Genomic DNA, 19,765 nt, shown 5'->3' with positions numbered 1-19,765 from the left:
TATTATAGAAAATGAAAAAAGCTGTTTTTTTTAAGGCTAATTTTTATTGGTCTAAAATTTAACTTTTTGGTTATGAGTAATGTAAAGATTGAGATTACACAACATAAAACTATCCTGTACCATCCTGTAGAAATGGTTTTTTGGTATAAAAAGACGGGTTTTTTTTAATGAAATGAAATTTTTATCACAAATTTTTAAATAATTTAGATTTAAAATTTAAAAAATGAACCGTAGGAGATTATGGGTTTAAAATCATTTGAAAAAAACGAATTCTACAAAAGTGCATTCTTAAATGTAGAAGAAAAAAATAAATTTTGAAGGAAAGAAAACTCTTGAACTTAAATAAGAGTTCAGTTGAATTAAAAGAAGTTTTATTTTTTGAATAAAAACCCAAGTCCCATGTTTTTTAGCATTTTCTTTTCGAAATCCCAAAAGAAACGGAATTGTCCAAAAAGAGTTCCTATCGCAACTAATAAAACCTGATAAATAGGGAAAATAATTAATAAACGAATTAAAGTAAACCATCCGCCAAAATCTTCTTTTGTAATGGTAAGTAATTCACAAAAAGGTCTAGAAAGGTATGCAGATGCCGACCCTGTGATGGCAAAAACAATTAGTATTATAATGGCTTGTATATTTGAGGTAATTCCCCAACGTTTCTTTAATTTATTCATGCTTTATTTATAACGATTACAAATATAGCAAGATTATTGCATCGGAACATAACCTGCGAGCTTTTGTTTGTAGGTATTTTGAAAGTAAATCATATAATTATAAATCAAGTAATTTACTTCGTAGCCATAATGTATATTTGGTTGGTAATCAATTCTCATTTCATATAAATTTGGATTATAACGTTGGGGTTGAGAGACCCTGTTATTCCATTCTGTCACATATTGGTAATTTTTGTTTTCGAGATAGGCTAAAGAGTAATAATTACGAGGAAGCGCTCTTGATGCTAACCAAGTGCTAAATCCATTATCGATAATGATTACTTCATATTCTAATGAGTCATTTGAAATTCTAACGGTATCATTTACGGCTTTGTTTTGTGTTGAAGGAACATTTGTGGCAACAGTATTTTTTGAAGCCGTCGAGCATGCTATTATCGTAAATAAAAGAACTAGTATGTAAATACATTTTTTCATAACACTTCGTTTCGAGTCTAAATTTACGAATAAATGAAGAAAGGGGATTGGTATTTAACAGTTTGTAATGAAAGGTTCTAAGGTTTTGAGGGACAGAGGAACAAAGTGGTTGAGGTTCGTATGGGTAAAAGCTTAATAAGTTGTTTGGTTTAAGTAAAAAAAGCCATTTACAGTCATGTAAACAGCTTTTAGATTATGCGTTGTCAAGAGAAACCTTTGCAACTTTGTGCCTCTGAACCTCTGTCCCTAAAAAAGAACTTATTTCCCAAACAATTTTCCTAGCAATCCTCCTAAGCCTCCGCTTTTACCCAAAGCCATAGCATCTGAGATATCTACTTTTCCGTCGTTGTTTTGGTCTAATCCAAATTGCATTCCATATTTAGAAATCGTGTCCATAATTCCGGAAGCTTGTCCGCTATTTCCAGAAATAGCGCTAATAATATCAGATATCTGAAAACTACTATCGTTAGGATCTTTTGCTTTGTTTACTAATGAACTTAAAATCTGTGGAATCATGCTTGCTGCAACACCAGAAGATGCATCACTGCTTAATCCAAATTTTTCACCAAGATTACCAGATACTTGTTGTGTTAGTTGTTGTACAACCGGATTAGAACTGTCGATCGACGAGGTTCCGCTAAACAGGCCGGCAAGTTGTTCTCCACCACCTTCCGAAACAATTTTTTGCAATCCTGCAAAAATTGAAGTACTTGTTTCGCTTATTACAGCTTCATTGTGCTCATTTGGAATTGCCGTATTGTTTACAACAGCATCGCCTCCGTATTGTTGCACTAATTGAGTTAATTGTTCAAACATGATTTTAAGAGTTTAAATTATACACCAAATTTAATAAAAAAAAGAAAGTTATTTACTACAAAAAATGCGCTAAGCAGCTCTAAAGTTAATCTATTTTTTAATTACTTGGTTAGACAAATTCAATAAATTACATAAAATCTTATTTCTATAACCTTAAATTAAAGCCAATGTTAAGGTTTAGTATTTTGGCACTTTTACTTTGCACCAAGTACTAATATCTTTAGGATTAAATCCAGGACAATTATTAATGTTCTTTTTGGAGAAAAACAGTACATCATTATCAAATGTGCTGAGATTGAAATAATAATTGCTGTAATCTTCTCCATATCTCCATACATCGCTTGAGCCATCATTACCAACGGTTTCAGTAAAAGTAAAAATTGAAGATTGCTCAGGGATAAAATATTCTTTTTCGATAATAAGCGAAAATACATTGCCGAAGATAGAGGTACAGCATAAAGCAATTATAATTGTAAACACAATTAGGCGAATAGCCCATTTACGTTTAAAGCTTTTTTTGATTGAATCCATGTTGTACTTTAAGTGTCTGCGAAAGTGTAAAAAAGAAAGGGATTTACTACAGGTAAGTAGTAAATCCCTTTAATCGAACTTAATCTATTTTTACTTAGCTCAACAAAGTAATAATTTGTGAAGCTAATTCTGTACCAATTCTGTCTTGTGCTTCTCCAGTTGCAGCTCCAATGTGCGGAGTCAATGAAATTTTAGTGTGCATTAAGATAGCCATTTCTGGTTTTGGTTCGCTTTCAAAAACGTCTAAACCTGCAAAAGCAACTTTTCCAGAGTCTAAAGCTTTTACTAAAGCTACTTCATCAATAACACCACCACGAGCACAGTTTACGATTCCAACACCATCTTTCATGATTGCAAGTTCTTTCTCTCCAATGATATAACCATCTTGAGCAGGAACGTGTAATGTAATGAAGTCAGCTTCTTTAAATAAAGACTCTAATGATTGAGAAACGATAGTTGTAGTGATAGATTGACCATCAAAAAACTCCACTTTTACATTAACTTGCGGAATAAAACTATCTGCAGCGATAACTTTCATACCTAAACCAAGAGCCATTTTTGCTGTAGCTTGTCCAATACGTCCAATACCAACAATTCCAAGAGTTTTACCTCTTAATTCAGTTCCGTTTGCGTATGCTTTTTTCAAACCATCAAAGTTTGAATCTCCTTCAAGAGGCATATTTCTGTTAGAATCATGTAAAAAACGAACACCAGAAAATAAGTGTCCAAAAACCAATTCAGCAACAGATTCTGATGATGAAGCAGGTGTATTAATTACGTGAATTCCTTTGCTTTTTGCATAATCAACATCGATATTATCCATACCAACACCACCACGACCAATAATTTTTAATCCAGGACAAGCATCGATTATATCTTTACGAACTTTAGTTGCACTACGCACTAAAACTACGTCTACATTATTTTCGTTTACAAAATTAGCAACTTGTTCCTGAGCTACTTTTGTAGTTATAACTTCAAATCCACCTTTTTCTAAGGCTAGAATTCCACTTTTAGAAATTCCGTCATTTGCTAATACTTTCATTTTTTTTTGTGATATTTAAAGATTGAAAAATTTAATAATTAAAATATTCAATCTGTTTTTTTTGAATAAAGAAATAGAATGATTTTGTATAGAAATAAATCTTTAAATCATTCAATATTTTAATTTTTAAATCTTTGTTTCCAAAGCTTTCATTACATCTACTAAAACCTGAACACTTTCGATAGGCATAGCATTGTAAATAGAAGCTCTGTAACCACCAACAGAACGATGTCCAGGCAATCCAGAAATTCCAGCTTCTTTCCATAAAGCATCAAAAGTGGCAGTATGATCGGCGTTGTTTAACAAGAAAGTCACGTTCATTTTAGAACGATCTTCTACCGCTGCAGCACCTTTAAATAAAGGGTTTCTGTCAATTTCAGCATAAAGCAAATCAGCTTTAGCGTCGTTTAATTTTTCAACAGCAGCAATTCCGCCTTTTCCTTTAATCCATTGTAAAGTTAATAACGAAACATAAACAGCAAAAACAGGAGGAGTATTGTACATACTTTCTGCTTTAATATGTTTAGCGTAGTCTAACATACTTGGAATTGTTCTTCCGTTTTTCTCCAAGATTTCTTCTTTAATAACTACCAAAGTAGTTCCTGCAGGTCCCATATTTTTTTGAGCTCCAGCATAGATTAAATCAAATTTTGAGAAATCTAAATCGCGAGAAAAAATATCAGAACTCATATCGCAAACAACAGGAATGTTGGTTGCAGGGAATTCTTTCATTTGAGTTCCAAAAATAGTGTTGTTACTAGTACAGTGAAAATAATCTGCATCACTTGGTATTTCGTATCCTTTTGGAATATGGTTGTAATTTTCTTCTTTTGAAGAACCTACGATAACAGTTTCTCCAAAATATTTTGCTTCTTTTATAGCAGCAGTCGCCCAAGTTCCTGAATCTAAATAAGCTGCTTTGCCGTTTTCTTTCATCAAGTTATAAGGAGCCATTAAGAATGCTGTACTTGCACCACCTTGTAAAAATAAGGCTTGATATCCTTTTCCTTGAAGTCCTAATAATTCTAAAGCAAGCGAACGAGCTTCATCCATAACAGCAACGAAATCTTTACTTCGGTGCGAAATTTCAAGAATCGATAATCCTGAATCATTAAAGTTTAAAACTGCTTTTGATGCTTTCTCAAAAACTTCCTGAGGTAAAATACTTGGTCCTGCGCTGTAGTTGTGTTTTTTCATGGTTGTTGTTAATAGTCGAAAATTTTAAAGACGCAAATTTCGGCAATAGGAGCTGAAAAAGCGATAAATAATTCGAAATATTTGAACATTTTATTACTTTGTTGTTAACAAAAACGTTATAGTATCGACATTATCTGCATAATCCCATAATTGAGGTTTTTGCGTTTGACCAAACGGAATGCTGTTTTTTACTAAATCCTTGCTCACGATACATTGAATTTGTTCAGCGTCAGCTTCTAGACGCGTTTGCAAATCTTCGATGTTTTCGTAAAATTCGTAGAAAACACTCGAAATAGGCGAGGCATAACTAGGATCTTCTTTTAGAGTTAAAAAGCCATTATCCAGCAACTTGAAATTACTCATTAAAAATACGGCTTTGTTGTAGTCGTAGTTATTTGCATATTTTTCATAATGAATAACATCCTGATACTTAAAAATTGCTTCAAAAAAAGGAACAAAAGAGTAGTCTTTTGGAACAAAAAGTTTTGAAACGTTGCGACATCCTAGACCAAAATATCTAAAAATATCTTCGCCCAAAGCTTCCAGTTCTTCATGCGTTTCTTTTCCGTTCAAAACCGCAACAGAGTTTCTGTTCTTACGAATAATCGAAGGTTTATCTTTAAAATAATATTCAAAATATCTTGATGTGTTGTTACTTCCGGTAGCAATAACGGCATCGAAGTTTTCTAGTTTGCCTTCCACGAAAGTGATCTTATTTTTTAAGCTCTCATCAACAGCCATTAAGTATTTAGCCAAAAAGGGTAGTAGATGCTGATCGTTTGACGATGTTTTTACTAATGCTTTATTTCCTGTTATTAGTACCGATAAAAAATCGTGAAAACCAACTAACGGAATATTTCCTGCTAAAATTAGTGCAACTGTTTTTTCGGTTTTGCCTTCTTTAGCTAGGTCAAAGGAATAAGCTGAAAGCCATTTTTCGATGTTTTCTTCCGTCAAAGCATTTGCCCATGATTGTATCGAAAAATACACTTGTTCAGGAGTGTACCAGCCATTATGAGATTGTGATAAATGTATCAGCTTTTCGAAATCTTCAAAAAATAAATCGTTATGCAAAACATCCGATTTTTTTATGGTGTCCTTTTCAGAGAATTGTTTTAAGAAATTCCCTAATTCAACAAAAACACTTTTTTTTGTTTCTAATGTCATAATGTTTGTTTATGAAGAGTTTTGATTGTAATTTTGCACAAAAATAAGCTATATTAAGTTATAAGACAAAGCAGAATAAAATCTTCGTGTTTTTATTTCTCAACTTGTAACTTTTAACTCGTAACCAAGAATAAAATGGCAATAATTATAACTGACGAATGCATAAACTGTGGAGCTTGTGAGCCAGAGTGCCCAAACACAGCAATTTATGAAGGAGCTGATGATTGGAGATACAAAGATGGAACCAAACTTTCAGGAAAAATAATTTTACCGGACGGAACTGAAGTTGATGCTGAAGATGCTCAAACTCCAATTTCTGACGAAGTATATTATATTGTTCCTGGTAAATGTACAGAGTGTAAAGGTTTTCATGATGAACCTCAATGTGCTGCTGTATGTCCTGTTGATTGTTGCGTACCAGACGAAGATCACGTAGAAGATGAAGAAACTTTGTTAAATAGACAAGCGTTTTTACACGGTGAATAATATTTAAAGTTTAGATATAAAAAAAAATCCTGAGTGCTGAGCTTAGGATTTTTTTTTGCAATTAGTTCCTGATTTTGTTGGCTATTGTGTTGGTATTTAGTGATTTGTTGAAGTATTTTTTGATTTATTAATAATATTTTAATACTTTAGGTGAAAATTTAACAACAGCCTATGAGGAGACTGATGGTTTTATTGATTTTGGTATTCGGTGCCAATGTTTTTGCTCAGAGTATAGAACATTCTATAATTGTAAAAGATATAGAAACGCAGTTGCCAATAGACAATGCAATGGTTGTGGTAATGAAAACCAAGCAAGTCTTGTTGAGTAATGAACAAGGCAAAGTGACTTTTGTGTTAAATGGCGCTTCAAATATTCAGGTTTCTGAAATGGATTACGAGAGTCAAACAGTGAGATGGGCAACTTTAAAAGATGATGATTTTGTAATTTATCTTAAAAACAAGAATAATAAGTTGGTAGAAGTTGTGTTGTCTAAAGAATCTCCACAAAAAATACTTCAAAAAATTGTATCTAATTCCGCAAAAAAATTATCGACACCATATCGTCTTAAAGTATATGTAAGAGAATTTTTTATGCTAGACAATAAATATTCTTATTATAATGACGGATTGGTTAATTTTCAATTCTCAGGAAATAAGAAAAAAGCAACTACAACATTGTTAGTAGAGCAAAACCGATCTTATGGTTTGTTAGAAACAGATGTGAGTACAGATTTAAGAGGTTATAATTTGAATAATATCATGGAGAATTATTGCAATTTAAATTATTTTCAGCCTGTTTTAGATCAAAAAAACAAAAAAGATTATGATTACATTATAAAAGGTCACCCTAATAATAAAAGCTATTATGTAATGAAAATTACGCCTTTAAATAAATCTAAAAAAGGAATAGATAGTTTTGAAGTAGTTTACGATCCCGAAAAAAGGATAATTATGGAGTTTAGTTGTGCTTTGATTCCAGCAAATCTTGACAAAATAGACGAAAAACCCGTAATAGGCTCCAAGAATATTATAAAATCGATTGTAAGAGTTAATTACAGATTAGATGGCACAGATTATTATGTTTTGAGTTCTAATGAAGAAATAGCTTATAATCTTACTTTAAAAGATAGAATAAAAAATATTCAAGTTCGGAATAGTTTTGTCACTACAACTTTTAATAAACAAAATTTTACCTATAGAGAAAGCGATGTTTTTAAAGAAAAAACACTTTTTAATAAAAGGAATAAAATTCTAACCAATTATTGGGATATTTCAGGATTTACTGCAACCGAAGAAGAAAAAGCCATAATAAGTGCATTAGATTTTAAAATGTAATTTTTAAAATTAAGTATAAAAAAATCCTGAGTTCGAAACTCAGGATTTTTTATTTTCTATTGTTAGGCTGAGCAGAGTCGAAACCTTTTTATTTTTGATAAGCTTTAACAATGTTAGCGCATTCGTTGGCTTATGTTAGGAAGATATTCGTGTTTTAATATTTCTTAGAAATTAAATCCAAGTCTTGCGTAGTAATAAGCTCCGTTGAAACCCATTTGTACAGCATCCCAATATCCTCCAGCTTCTACCCAGTCATCTTGTTGATCAGGATAAATATTTAGTAAGTTATTGGCTCCAATACTAATTTTGGTAGATTTAGATACTTTAAAACCTAAAGTTAAATCGGTTACAATTTTAGCTCCGTAAGTATCTGTAGCGGCCTTTTTTTGATTTGCAAGAACTTGAGCTTCAGTTTCGGTTGGAGAAGTTCTGTAATCTTCCGGATCTTCATCCATCTGATAATCTAATAATTTTACTTCGCTAAATCTTGTAAATGCCAATCCTGCATCAAACCATTTTCTACCATAATTAAGATTTAAACCAAATTTGTTTGGTGGTGCAGAAGCTAGTAAAAAAGCTTTATCGCGTTCTCCAAAGAATTGGTTTGCGGGTAAATTACCATTATGTACTTTGTCAATTTTCATATCATTAATATTACCAACAAGAGTGGCTCCAAATCTATTTTCGTTGATTGTTTTTTTCCAAGCCAAAACAATATCAACTCCTTTCGTTTTAGTGTCTACACCATTTACGAAGAACTGAGCTTTAGAATTGTTGCCCAAAGCTGGTGCGTCAAAATAACCAGTTAGTACGATTCTGTCTTTTACATTAATTAAATAACCATCGATTGTTGCTGTAAAATCACCAAAATTGGCCGTAAATCCTAAAGATGCATTTATAGCTTTTTCCTCGTTTAGTTTTTCGATTCCAAAAGATTTTGTTATTTCGCTGTCATTTGCAGATAATAAAACCTCAGTTGCACCCGCTGAACTAAAATTTGTAAAATGCAAATTATAATAAATCTGAGCTAATGATGGTGCACGAAAACCAGTACTTACAGAACCTCTTAAATTAATGTGATCAGTAAGTTTAAGCCTTGATGCTAATTTACCATTTAAGGTACTTCCAAAATCGCTGTAATTTTCAAAACGGACAGCACCGCTAACCATAAAAGCTTCTGTAACATCCAATTCCAGATCTGTATATAAAGAGAAGTTATTACGGCTTTTATTTACTTCGTTTGCAGGACTGTAACCCGGAAAACCTTGAGATCCGCCAGGTCGCGGAATTGTTGGTGAAGATGTAGGATCTGTAGGATCATAATCAGGATTTGGAATCGTTGGTGCGCTTTGTGTTGCAGGATTTGTAATAGGCACGCCATTAGTGTCGTAAGTTGCGTACGAACCTACTTCGCCGGCAAAAATTTCAAATTGTTCAATTCTAAATTCAGTTCCAAAAGCCACATTTAAGCCTTTAAGCACATCTCCATAGTTTTTAGAAACATCAAAATTAGTCGTGTTCTGAAGTAAACTATGACCACCGGCATTAAATTCAGTTGGAGATTTTTCAACAAGCGATGCATTAATAGTTCCTTTTATATCATAGCTAAATTTATTTTTCCCAAGCGTATTACTAAAATCAAATTTCCATCCGCCACCAGATTCAGTCCTAATTCCGGCAGCAATCGAATTATCATTAATTTTTGATGTAATCCTTGGCGTGTATCCACCCGGATAAATCGCTTCAACAACTCTTTCGCCATCATTTCGGGTAAAAGCATAAGCGTCAGTATCTCTAAAATTACTTCCTCCAAAAGCATAAAACTCTGTTTTGTCAGCAATAGGAATAGCTAAATTCACGAATAAATTTACACCTTTAATTTCTGCTTCACCAAAACCTTTTCTAAAATCAAAGCCAGGACGCAACGTTTTATTTTTGTTTAAAAATTCTCCGGTAACATTTACATAACCGCCTTTAGTTCCAATAGGAACGCCATAATTTGCCGCTATTTTTAAAGAACCTCCATCAAACTTCTGGTCTTTTCCAAAAGAATTTCCGTTTCCTTTTTGATCTAGTCTAAAGCCTTTAGTATTGGCAGTTCCTTCGGGAAAATCACCTTTAGCATCAGTATTAAATGCACCATATGTTATTGCTCCCGTAAATTCTTTAACATTATCGTTAGTTACAATATTAATAACGCCTGCAATAGCATCAGAACCATATTGAGCGGCAGCACCATCACGCAAAATTTCAATTCTTTTAATAGATGCAGCTGGAATTGCATTTAGATCAGTTCCTGTATTACCACGTCCGCGAGTTCCAAATAAGTTAATTAAAGAAGACTGATGTCTTCTTTTACCATTTATTAAAACCAAAGTTTGATCAGGGCCCATACCTCTTAGCGAAGCTGGATCGACATGGTCTGCGCCATCAGAACCAGATTGTTTATTAGCATTAAAGGATGGAGCAACATATTGCAGCAGTTCATTAATTTCCATTTTTCCACTTTGCGTCGTTACATCTTTTACATTGATAATGTCAATAGGAACAGCAGAATTCACTACAGTTCTTTTTGCATTTCTGGAGCCCACAACTACTACATCACTTAATATCTGGCCCTCGCTTTCGTCTAAAATAATAATTAATTTATCACCTGAAGAAGCTTTTTCTACGGTAGAAAAACCAACATAGCTGTAAATTAAGATTGCGCCTTCTTTAACCTTTATTCTAAAACCACCTTCAAAATCGGTAGAAACACCATTTGAGGTTCCTTTCTCGACAATATTAACACCAGGAAGTGGTGAACCTGTCTTATCTTTGACGACACCTGAAACTTCTTTTTGAGCAAAAAGAAAGGCTGAATTCAGCAGAAATAATAATAATGCAAACTTTTTCATGGTTGTTGGTTTTTTGTTTTGTTTTTGGTTCTTTATTTTTATAAAATTACTTTTTTTTAACAAAAAATTAATAAAAAGTTTAAAAATTTTTAAGATTTGGTGATAAATTATATTAAAGCACATTTTTACTTCTGTTACGAGCTATTAAATCTTATATTTGCAAAATTTTAAAGCCAAAAAATATCATTTTGGCAGAAATAAAAGAAACACATAAAAATATAATTCATTAATAAACAATAATTAATGAGTAGACCTGAGAAACTCAGAGTCGAATAAAAATAAATAGAAACAACAGATGAAAGCAGGAATTGTAGGATTACCAAATGTTGGAAAATCAACATTATTTAATTGTTTATCTAATGCGAAAGCGCAAAGTGCTAACTTTCCGTTTTGTACAATCGAACCTAATATTGGTGTTGTAAACGTTCCGGATCCAAGAATCAACAAACTAGAAGAATTGGTAAAACCAGAGCGTGTACAAATGGCAACAGTAGATATTGTTGACATCGCTGGTTTAGTAAAAGGAGCAAGTAAAGGTGAAGGTCTTGGAAACCAGTTTTTAGGAAACATTAGAGAGTGTAATGCTATTATTCACGTTTTGCGTTGTTTTGACAACGATAACATCGTTCACGTTGATGGAAATGTAAACCCAATTCGCGATAAAGAAACAATTGATATCGAATTGCAGTTAAAAGATTTAGAAACAGTTGAAAAACGTTTAGAAAAAGTAAATCGTGCTGCAAAAACAGGAAATAAAGAAGCACAAACTGAAAAAGCACTTTTAGATAGAATTAGAGAAGCATTATTACAAGCTAAATCTGCTCGTACGATTGTACCTCAAGGTAATGACGAAGAAGTTTTAATGGAGTCTTTTCAATTAATTACTGCAAAACCAGTTTTATACGTTTGTAATGTTGATGAAAATTCAGCAGTAAACGGAAACAAATATGTAGATCAGGTTCGTGAATTAGTAAAAGACGAAGATGCTGAAGTTATTATCCTTTCAGTAGGTGCAGAAGCTGATATCACAGAATTAGAAAGCTATGAAGAACGTCAGGTTTTCTTAGAGGATATGGGATTAACAGAGCCGGGTGCATCAGTTTTAATTCGTGCAGCTTACAAACTATTAAAACAACAAACATATTTTACAGCAGGTGTAAAAGAAGTTCGTGCTTGGACAATCAACATTGGTTCTACAGCGCCACAAGCAGCTGGAGTTATCCATACAGATTTTGAAAAAGGATTCATTCGTGCAGAAGTTATTTCATACGAAGATTACGTTCAATACGGTTCAGAAGCAAAAGCAAAAGAAGCTGGAAAATTCAAAGTAGAAGGAAAAGAATATATCGTAAAAGATGGTGATGTAATGCACTTCCGTTTTAACGTTTAAATTCTAGAAAAGAGAGTAAAGAATAAAGAGAATAGACTAAAACTGCTGGAGAAATTCAGCAGTTTTTTTTTTTTTTTTTTGACTTAAATTTAGGTAATGTATTGTCCGGCTGAGCGGAGTCGAAGCCTCACAGAGTTTGTCATTTCGAGGAACGAGAAATCACACGCGAAATTCCGTAATCAAAATTGCCAATCTTTGTCGAGTTACTAGAGATTTGCTTCGCCTGTTCGCTATCGCTCGAGTCTCGTTCCTCGAAATGACAAAACATGTGGTTGTATGGTGTATACTTTATTTTTTTTTGTAAAAAAAATTAAAGTAAAAACCCCTTTAAATCCGCGCTTTCGCGTTAGCGAATCCGTATAATCCGCGTACCATAATTTTTTTGGCTCAAAAATTGGTTACAACAAAAAAGACCATTTTATTAACCCAAAAACAATTAACCAAATGCTAAAATCAACCTTTAAAATTCTAGGATGGACTTTCCTCGGAATCATTACTTTTCTTGTTTTATATTTAATCTCCGTTTATCTGATCTCCAAAATCACAGTTAATTCAGATATTGCACAAGTCAGTGAAAAAGAGGCAATCCCTATTTACATACTTTCCAACGGAGTCCATACAGATATTGTAGTTCCGGTTGTTAACGAAATAAAAGACTGGCGAAACCAAATTCAATTCAGTCAAACACAATCAAAAGACAGTTTAGGAAACTTTATTGCATTTGGCTGGGGAGATAAAGGATTTTATCTAAATACACCCGAATGGTCAGATTTAAAAGCGAGTACCGCTGCTAAAGCAATATTCGGAGTAAGTTCATCGGCCATGCATACTACATTCTATAAAGGACTTGCCGAAAACGAAAACTGCAAACGCATTTTAATTTCAAAAGAAAACTACCAAAAGTTAGTCGATTATATATCTGAAAGCTTCAATAATTCAGCAAATCCAGAATGGATTCAAGGTTACAGCTACGGAAAAAAAGATGCCTTTTATGAAGCAAAAGGAAGCTACAATTTTTTTTACACTTGCAACACTTGGGCAAATAGCGCATTAAAAGCAGCTAATCAAAAAGCAAGTTTATGGACGGTTTATGACAAGGGGATTTTTTGCCATTATCAGTAATAGCGGCTATGAAAAAGATAATTTTAATATTAGTTTTATTGATAGTATTGGGCTCTTGTAAGAAAGTTAGAATGCGACCATGCCCAGATTGTTTCTTTTTATATTTTGAAAATCCACAACCGGAAAATGATTCCGAATTAGATCGATTTCCACATCGATTTAGGGGAATGTATAAAAATGAAGATTCGACATTTTTAAAAATTGATGAAGATCGAATGATATTAAAATACTTTGGAAAATCTAAAATTCATAAAAGAGAATTAGATTCTATGAGATTAGAGTTCTTGATATATGACAATAAAATAATAAGAAAGGCTTCTAAAGAAACTATTTATTTACATTCAAAAGGAGATTCGTTAGAATTAATCGAAACTTATTTAGATACTGTTTTTAGATTTTCATACAATCAAAAAGCAAAACGATTAGACGGGCAATTAGTATTAAGTACACGCGATTCGATTTTTTGGAGTACGCAATTTTTATCATTGACAAAGAATACCATAACGCTAAAAGATATTTATTTGCCAACAGATTTAAAAAAGCTTGATTCGGTCACGGCTATAAAAGCCCAAGTAATAGATTCAATGTCTTATTTAATAAAGCCCACGCGCGGTGAGTTTAAACGTATTTTAAAAATTAAGCATTTTGGAACAGATCAGGTTTTTACAAAAGTTTCAAAATAAAAATGAGATTAGTCAACATGGTGAAAATGTAATATTTATGCAAAAATCGACAATGTAGTCTTTTAAAATATTACCTAAATTTGAGAGTATATCAAAAAACTTGTCCTGTGGAAAAGCAAAATATTTTATCAAAAACCTGGTACTTACTAAAAACAACTTTTTTAGAATTCAATGATGATAATGCTATCAAACTTAGTGCGGCATTATCGTATTATACCATATTTGCGTTACCACCTTTATTAATTATTATCATTACGATTTGCGGATTCTTTTTTGGAGAAGAAGCAGTAACGGGAGAACTCTATGGACAAATTAATAGGTTAGTAGGTAACGAGGCAGCAATTCAAATTCAGGATGCAATCAAAAATGTACAACTATCGGATAGTAATGTTTTTGTGACCATTTTTGGAGTTGTAATGTTATTAATTGGAGCTTCGGGAGTTTTTGCTGAAATTCAAAGTTCTATTAATTTTATTTGGGGATTACGTGCAAAACCTAACAAAGGCTTAAAAAAGTTCATTCAAAACAGAATCATGTCTTTTTCGATGATCGTTTCAGTTGGGTTTTTAATGTTAGTCAGTTTGATGGTAAATGCTACTTTAGACCTCTTAAACTCCAGACTAAAAATTTATTTAGAAGACAGTACCGTATATTTATTTTATGTCATAAATTTAATAATCGTTTTGGCGAGTATCACATTGCTTTTCGCAATTATATTCCGAACTTTACCAGACGGAATCATAAAATGGAAAGACGCTTTTATTGGTGCCGGATGTACAGCCGTTCTTTTTATGATTGGTAAATTTGCAATTGGATTTTATTTAGGAAATTCTACTATTGCAAGTGTATATGGCGCAGCAGGTTCTATTATTATAATATTAGTTTGGGTGTATTATTCGGCTATTATATTGTATTTTGGAGCCGAGTTTACCAAAGTGTATGCCAAATCATTTGGAGGGCAAATTGCTCCAAATGAATACTCTGTAGAAATTAAAAAAGAGATTTTTGAAATTAAAACGAAATAAAATTTTTGCCACAGATTAAAAGATTCCCACAGATTAAAAAATCATTCTAATCCTCTTAATCTGTGGCAAAAAATATAAAAACAAATAATATAGAATCATTATGAAAATAATAGCCTTTGGAGGAAGTAACAGTCAACATTCTATCAACAAACATTTAGCAACTTATGCTGCAAGTTTGTTTGAAAATACCGATGTTGAAGTTTTAGATTTAAATGATTTTGCAATGCCACTTTTTAGTGTCGATCTTGAAAAAGAAGTGGGTCAGCATGAACTTGCAAAAGCATTTCTAAAAAAGATAGAAAGTGCAGATCTTTTAGTTGTTTCTTTGGCAGAAAATAACGGAAATTATTCAGCAGCCTTCAAAAATTTATTTGACTGGTGTTCCAGAATAATGAAAGATGTTTTTCAGCAGAAACAAATGTTGTTATTAGCAACTTCGCCAGGAGCTAGAGGTGGAGCATCCGTTTTAGAAATTGCAAACAATGCCTTACCAAGATATGGTGCACAAATAAAAGCTACATTTTCGTTACCTACATTCAATGCTAATTTTGATTTAGAACAAAATAAAATCTCAAATGCAGAGTTAGATAAAGAACTAAAAGACGTAATTAAGTCTAGTTTTTAATCTATGATCGTAAAAAAGTTTGTTTTTATAATTCTTTTCATAAATGTTGTTTTTCTGAATACTGCAATTGCTCAAAAAGATATTGCAGTTGATAATATCATTAAAAAATATCCTAAAAGTTTTAATACCACAGAAAAATTAGCTGAAAGAATTCAAAAAGATTTTAGTTCAGAATACGATAAAGCAAGAGCAATTTTTACTTGGCTTGCTTTGAATATGAGTTACGATACAAAAACATTTTTGAATCCGCCTAATCCAAAAGTATTCACTTTTAAAAATAATAGCGATAGAGATAAGCAGATACAGGATTATGAGCAAGAAATGATTAAAAAAGCATTTAGAACGCAACGAGGTGTCTGTGAAGATTTCTCTCGATTGTATGCTCATATAGGTGTATTGGTGGGATTAAAAGTCCAGATAATTCAGGGAGACGCCAAAACTCTTTTAAATGATATTGGACGAAAAAGGTTGTACTCAAATCATGCGTGGAATATTGTCAAAATTGATGGAAAATGGTGTTTGGTCGATGTTACTTGGGGTGAAGGATATTTTGATTATTCCAGAAAGGCAGCAATTAAACATTTCAAGCCTATTTATTTTGATATGGATCCAAAGTATTTTTTTGCAAAACATTTTCCGGATTCTGGGAATTATCTCAATTTTAAATTAAGTAAAGAAACTTATTTGAATGGACCTTTGATTTATGATAAAATGATGGAAGGAGATTATGAAATTTTATCACCAGAATCGGGTGTGATTTTAGCTAAGGAAGGGGAAAAGCTGTTCTTTAAAATTAGAAATCTTTCAGAGTTTAATAATATATCATGTACGAATGAAAATGGAGAACGTTTTGAAATTTCAAACCTAAAAGAAGAAAATAATATTTTGGAATTTGAAGTTTTGTATAAAAAAAATAAAGGACGATTTATTACATTTTATCGATATCAGAATGCTCTTGCATCTTTTAAAATAATAGCAAAGTAAGAAATATTGTGCGAAGTTGATTTATATCATTTTATTGTTTTATCAAATTGCTGTATCTTTAGCAATTAAGAATATTATAGTAGCCAGAATATGGAAACAACTTTTTTGAAATCAATCTTAGACAATGATTTCTATAAATTTACAATGCAGCATGCTGTAATAAAGCTTTTTCCGAAGGCAAAAGTACGCTATGGATTTATTAACCGTGGAAAACATATTTTTCCGTCAGGTTTTGCAGATCAACTTAGAAAATCAATTGATGCATTAGCCGATTTGCGACTTACAAAAGACGAAAAAAAGTATTTATCGCATCATTGCCCTTATCTTGATCCCACTTATTTAGATTTCTTGCAAGGATATAGTTTTGATCCATCTGAAATTGAAATCACTCAGGAAGGTTCAGAAATTAAGGTGGTTATTGAAGGGTTTTGGTATCGTACCATTTTATGGGAAGTGCCATTAATGGCTTTAATTTCAGAGTTGTTTTATAAAGCCAATCATCTCATTCGCCTAAATGACGAAGCTATAAGAGAACTTACCAAAAACAAGATTGATAATTATAACAAACTCGGAGTTTCGATTTTGGAGTTTGGTACAAGACGCCGTCATTCATACGATGTACATAATTTAATAAACGAAACGCTTCGAACTTTTGGTTCAGAAAGTTTTATAGGAACCAGTAATGTGCATTTTGCGATGGTCAATAACAAACGACCTTTAGGAACTCATGCCCACGAGTGGTTTATGTTTCATGCAGCGCAATTTGGGTTCAAAATGGCAAACTTAATAAGCCTGGAACATTGGACTCAAGTTTATGGAGGAGATCTCGGAATTGCGTTAACAGATACTTACACAACCGATGTTTTTTTTGAACAATTTGACAAAAAATATTCCAAACTTTTTGATGGCGTACGTCACGACAGTGGTGATCCAATTGAGTTTGCGCAAAAAGTAATTTCGCATTACAACAAAATGGGAATTGACCCACGATCGAAAGTGATTGTTTTTTCGGATTCTTTAAATTTTGAAAAAGTAAAAAGCATAACAGATTTTTGTAAAGACAAAATAAAAATGTCGTTTGGAATTGGAACCAATTTTACCAACGATGTAGGTTTGCCCGCAATGAATATGGTGGTAAAATTGACCGAAGTCAAGCTTGATAATACCCATTGGCAAGGAGTAGTAAAACTTTCTGACGAAAAAAATAAAAATACGGGAACTCCCGAAATGATTGCTTTGGCAAAAGAAGTACTCGGAATAAAATAGATTTTTTTGTTGAAAATGCAGTTTTTTTATAATTTAACAGCACTATTATTTTAAAATGAATTTAAATAGAATTCAAAACTGTTATTATTCATAACAAAAAAATAATACGCTTTTATTTTTTGACTATAAATGGTACATTAGCCAAAAATCCAATTTACTTTATGCTAGAGCAAAATCAATATACCGAAGATAACATTCGATCACTCGATTGGAAAGAACATATTCGTATGCGTCCCGGAATGTATATCGGGAAATTGGGAGATGGATCTTCGCCGGATGATGGTATTTATATTCTTCTAAAAGAGGTTTTAGATAACTGTATCGATGAGTTTGTAATGGGCTCCGGAAAAACTATTGAGGTAACAATCAAAGATAAAACAGTTTCTGTTCGTGATTACGGACGTGGAATTCCGTTAGGAAAAGTGGTCGATGTAGTTTCGAAAATGAATACGGGTGGAAAGTACGATTCTAAAGCTTTCCAGAAATCAGTTGGTTTAAATGGTGTTGGAACAAAAGCGGTAAATGCACTTTCAAATTATTTCCGTGTAGAATCAGTTCGTGATGATAAACAAAAAGGAGCAGAATTTTCGGCAGGAAATCTAGTTCTTGAAGAAGATATAATTGAAACAACAAAGCGAAAAGGAACAAAAGTAACCTTTACGCCAGATGAAACGATTTTTAAAAATTACAAATTCCGTATGGAATATGTAATTAAAATGGTCAAAAACTATTGTTACTTAAACAATGGTTTGACAATCATTTTTAACGGAGAAAAATATTATTCAGAAAATGGACTTCGTGATTTATTAGAAGAAACCATAAATGCAGAAGATCTTGAATATCCAATTATTCACTTAAAAGATCATGATATCGAAATCGCTTTAACGCACAGTAAAACGCAATACAGCGAAGAATATCACTCTTTTGTCAACGGACAAAATACAACACAAGGAGGAACGCACTTAGCCGCTTATAGAGAAGCAATTGTAAAAACCATTCGTGAATTTTACAATAAAAACTTTGAAGCATCAGACGTTCGTAAATCCATTGTAAGTGCAATTAGTATTAAAGTAATGGAGCCTGTTTTTGAGTCTCAGACCAAAACCAAATTAGGTTCTACAGATATGGGTTCTGATGATGGAACAACTCCCGTTTCTGTACGTACGTTTGTAAATGATTTTGTGAAAAATAAATTAGATAATTATCTACATAAAAATCCTCCAACGGCCGATGCTTTATTGCGTAAAATTTTGCAGGCAGAAAGAGAGCGTAAAGAATTATCCGGAATTAGAAAACTAGCGACAGATCGTGCTAAAAAAGCCAATCTTCATAATAAAAAATTAAGAGATTGTCGTGCGCATCTTCCAGATACCAAAAACCCAAGAAACTTAGAAAGTACGCTTTTTATTACCGAGGGAGATTCGGCTTCCGGATCGATTACAAAGTCGCGTGACGTAAATACACAAGCTGTTTTCAGTTTACGTGGTAAGCCTTTGAACTCATACGGAATGAGTAAAAAGATTGTATACGAAAATGAAGAATTCAATTTACTGCAAGCGGCACTAGATATCGAAGACGGATTAGAAAAATTGCGTTACAATAATATCGTAATCGCAACCGATGCCGATGTCGATGGTATGCACATTCGCTTGTTATTGATTACGTTCTTTTTACAATTTTTCCCTGAATTAATCAAAGAAGGACATTTGTATATTTTACAAACGCCACTTTTTAGGGTTCGAAATAAAAAAGAAACCATCTATTGTTATTCTGATGAAGAAAGAAAAGATGCGATCGAAAAATTAAAACCAAAACCTGAAATTACCCGATTTAAAGGTTTAGGAGAGATTTCGCCAGATGAGTTCAAGAATTTTATTGGAGAAACCATTCGCCTTGACCCGATTATGATGGATAAAAATACTTCGATTGAACAATTATTGTCTTTCTACATGGGGAAAAATACTCCAGACAGACAAGAGTTCATTATCAAGAATTTGAAAGTGGAGTTGGATGCGGTTGAAGCTGAGGTTTAAAATTTAATGTAAATA

General features: G+C 32.5%; 18 protein-coding genes. 10 read left to right on the top strand and 8 right to left on the bottom strand.

Annotation, left to right across the window (positions count from 1 at the left end):
• Nucleotides 1–371 precede the first annotated feature (371 nt).
• From IW18_RS12280 to IW18_RS12250, 7 genes are all read right to left on the bottom strand, one after another.
• The gene (locus tag IW18_RS12280) at nucleotides 372–674 is read right to left on the bottom strand and encodes a DUF6787 family protein (RefSeq protein WP_041518063.1); all 303 of its coding nucleotides are present in this window, start codon (nucleotides 672–674) and stop codon (nucleotides 372–374) included.
• 33 nt (nucleotides 675–707) lie between these two features.
• A complete protein-coding gene (locus IW18_RS12275) occupies nucleotides 708–1,148 on the bottom strand; it encodes a DUF6146 family protein (protein ID WP_041518061.1) in 441 nt (146 codons plus the stop codon).
• Between the two features lie 258 nt (nucleotides 1,149–1,406).
• Nucleotides 1,407–1,964: a hypothetical protein gene (locus IW18_RS12270; protein ID WP_041518060.1), complete on the bottom strand. Its 558-nt coding sequence runs from the start codon at nucleotides 1,962–1,964 to the stop codon at nucleotides 1,407–1,409.
• A 177-nt stretch (nucleotides 1,965–2,141) separates the two neighbouring features.
• A complete protein-coding gene (locus tag IW18_RS12265) occupies nucleotides 2,142–2,495 on the bottom strand; it encodes a hypothetical protein (RefSeq protein WP_052480156.1) in 354 nt (117 codons plus the stop codon).
• A gap of 94 nt (nucleotides 2,496–2,589) precedes the next feature.
• On the bottom strand, nucleotides 2,590–3,540 hold the full coding sequence (locus IW18_RS12260) for a D-2-hydroxyacid dehydrogenase (RefSeq protein WP_041518058.1): 951 nt from the start codon (nucleotides 3,538–3,540) through the stop codon (nucleotides 2,590–2,592).
• Nucleotides 3,541–3,666: 126 nt separating this feature from the next.
• On the bottom strand, nucleotides 3,667–4,737 hold the full coding sequence (gene serC, locus IW18_RS12255; RefSeq protein WP_041518056.1) for a 3-phosphoserine/phosphohydroxythreonine transaminase: 1,071 nt from the start codon (nucleotides 4,735–4,737) through the stop codon (nucleotides 3,667–3,669).
• A 93-nt stretch (nucleotides 4,738–4,830) separates the two neighbouring features.
• On the bottom strand, nucleotides 4,831–5,904 hold the full coding sequence (locus IW18_RS12250) for an acyl-CoA reductase (RefSeq protein ID WP_041518054.1): 1,074 nt from the start codon (nucleotides 5,902–5,904) through the stop codon (nucleotides 4,831–4,833).
• Nucleotides 5,905–6,039: 135 nt separating this feature from the next.
• On the opposite strand from IW18_RS12250, the gene IW18_RS12245 reads away from it, so the two are divergent.
• Together IW18_RS12245 and IW18_RS12240 are read left to right on the top strand one after the other, a co-directional pair.
• A complete protein-coding gene (locus IW18_RS12245; RefSeq protein WP_041518053.1) occupies nucleotides 6,040–6,390 on the top strand; it encodes a 4Fe-4S dicluster domain-containing protein in 351 nt (116 codons plus the stop codon).
• Between the two features lie 171 nt (nucleotides 6,391–6,561).
• Nucleotides 6,562–7,725, top strand: a complete 1,164-nt coding sequence (locus tag IW18_RS12240; protein WP_041518051.1) for a hypothetical protein — start codon at nucleotides 6,562–6,564, stop codon at nucleotides 7,723–7,725.
• Between the two features lie 164 nt (nucleotides 7,726–7,889).
• Here IW18_RS12240 and IW18_RS12235 read toward each other — a convergent pair whose 3' ends face one another.
• A complete protein-coding gene (locus tag IW18_RS12235; RefSeq protein ID WP_041518099.1) occupies nucleotides 7,890–10,622 on the bottom strand; it encodes a TonB-dependent receptor in 2,733 nt (910 codons plus the stop codon).
• 295 nt (nucleotides 10,623–10,917) lie between these two features.
• On the opposite strand from IW18_RS12235, the gene ychF reads away from it, so the two are divergent.
• The 8 genes from ychF (at nucleotide 10,918) to IW18_RS12195 (ending at nucleotide 19,750) form a co-directional block, all read left to right on the top strand.
• Nucleotides 10,918–12,012 (top strand): redox-regulated ATPase YchF, encoded by a 1,095-nt coding sequence (gene ychF / locus IW18_RS12230; protein WP_041518049.1) that lies wholly within the window; start codon nucleotides 10,918–10,920, stop codon nucleotides 12,010–12,012.
• Nucleotides 12,013–12,456: 444 nt separating this feature from the next.
• Entirely contained in the window at nucleotides 12,457–13,134 is a 678-nt protein-coding gene (locus IW18_RS12225; RefSeq protein WP_041518048.1) for a TIGR02117 family protein, read from the top strand.
• A gap of 8 nt (nucleotides 13,135–13,142) precedes the next feature.
• Nucleotides 13,143–13,817, top strand: coding sequence for a hypothetical protein (locus IW18_RS12220; RefSeq protein ID WP_041518047.1), 675 nt, complete (start codon nucleotides 13,143–13,145; stop codon nucleotides 13,815–13,817).
• A gap of 107 nt (nucleotides 13,818–13,924) precedes the next feature.
• Nucleotides 13,925–14,842: a YihY/virulence factor BrkB family protein gene (locus IW18_RS12215; protein WP_041518045.1), complete on the top strand. Its 918-nt coding sequence runs from the start codon at nucleotides 13,925–13,927 to the stop codon at nucleotides 14,840–14,842.
• A gap of 100 nt (nucleotides 14,843–14,942) precedes the next feature.
• Nucleotides 14,943–15,467: an NADPH-dependent FMN reductase gene (locus tag IW18_RS12210; protein ID WP_041518044.1), complete on the top strand. Its 525-nt coding sequence runs from the start codon at nucleotides 14,943–14,945 to the stop codon at nucleotides 15,465–15,467.
• A gap of 3 nt (nucleotides 15,468–15,470) precedes the next feature.
• Nucleotides 15,471–16,451, top strand: coding sequence for a transglutaminase domain-containing protein (locus IW18_RS12205; protein WP_041518043.1), 981 nt, complete (start codon nucleotides 15,471–15,473; stop codon nucleotides 16,449–16,451).
• A 90-nt stretch (nucleotides 16,452–16,541) separates the two neighbouring features.
• Nucleotides 16,542–17,717 carry a nicotinate phosphoribosyltransferase gene (gene pncB / locus IW18_RS12200; protein ID WP_041518041.1) on the top strand — a complete coding sequence of 392 codons (1,176 nt, stop codon included), beginning with the start codon at nucleotides 16,542–16,544 and terminating at the stop codon, nucleotides 17,715–17,717.
• Nucleotides 17,718–17,878: 161 nt separating this feature from the next.
• The gene (locus IW18_RS12195; protein ID WP_041518040.1) at nucleotides 17,879–19,750 is read left to right on the top strand and encodes a DNA topoisomerase IV subunit B; all 1,872 of its coding nucleotides are present in this window, start codon (nucleotides 17,879–17,881) and stop codon (nucleotides 19,748–19,750) included.
• Nucleotides 19,751–19,765 lie beyond the last annotated feature (15 nt).

It is taken from the genome of Flavobacterium hibernum, assembly GCF_000832125.1.
Taxonomy (GTDB): Bacteria; Bacteroidota; Bacteroidia; order Flavobacteriales; family Flavobacteriaceae; genus Flavobacterium; species Flavobacterium hibernum.
The sequence above is the reverse complement of the archived record's forward strand: the minus strand, read 5'-3'. Positions and strand labels throughout refer to the sequence as shown.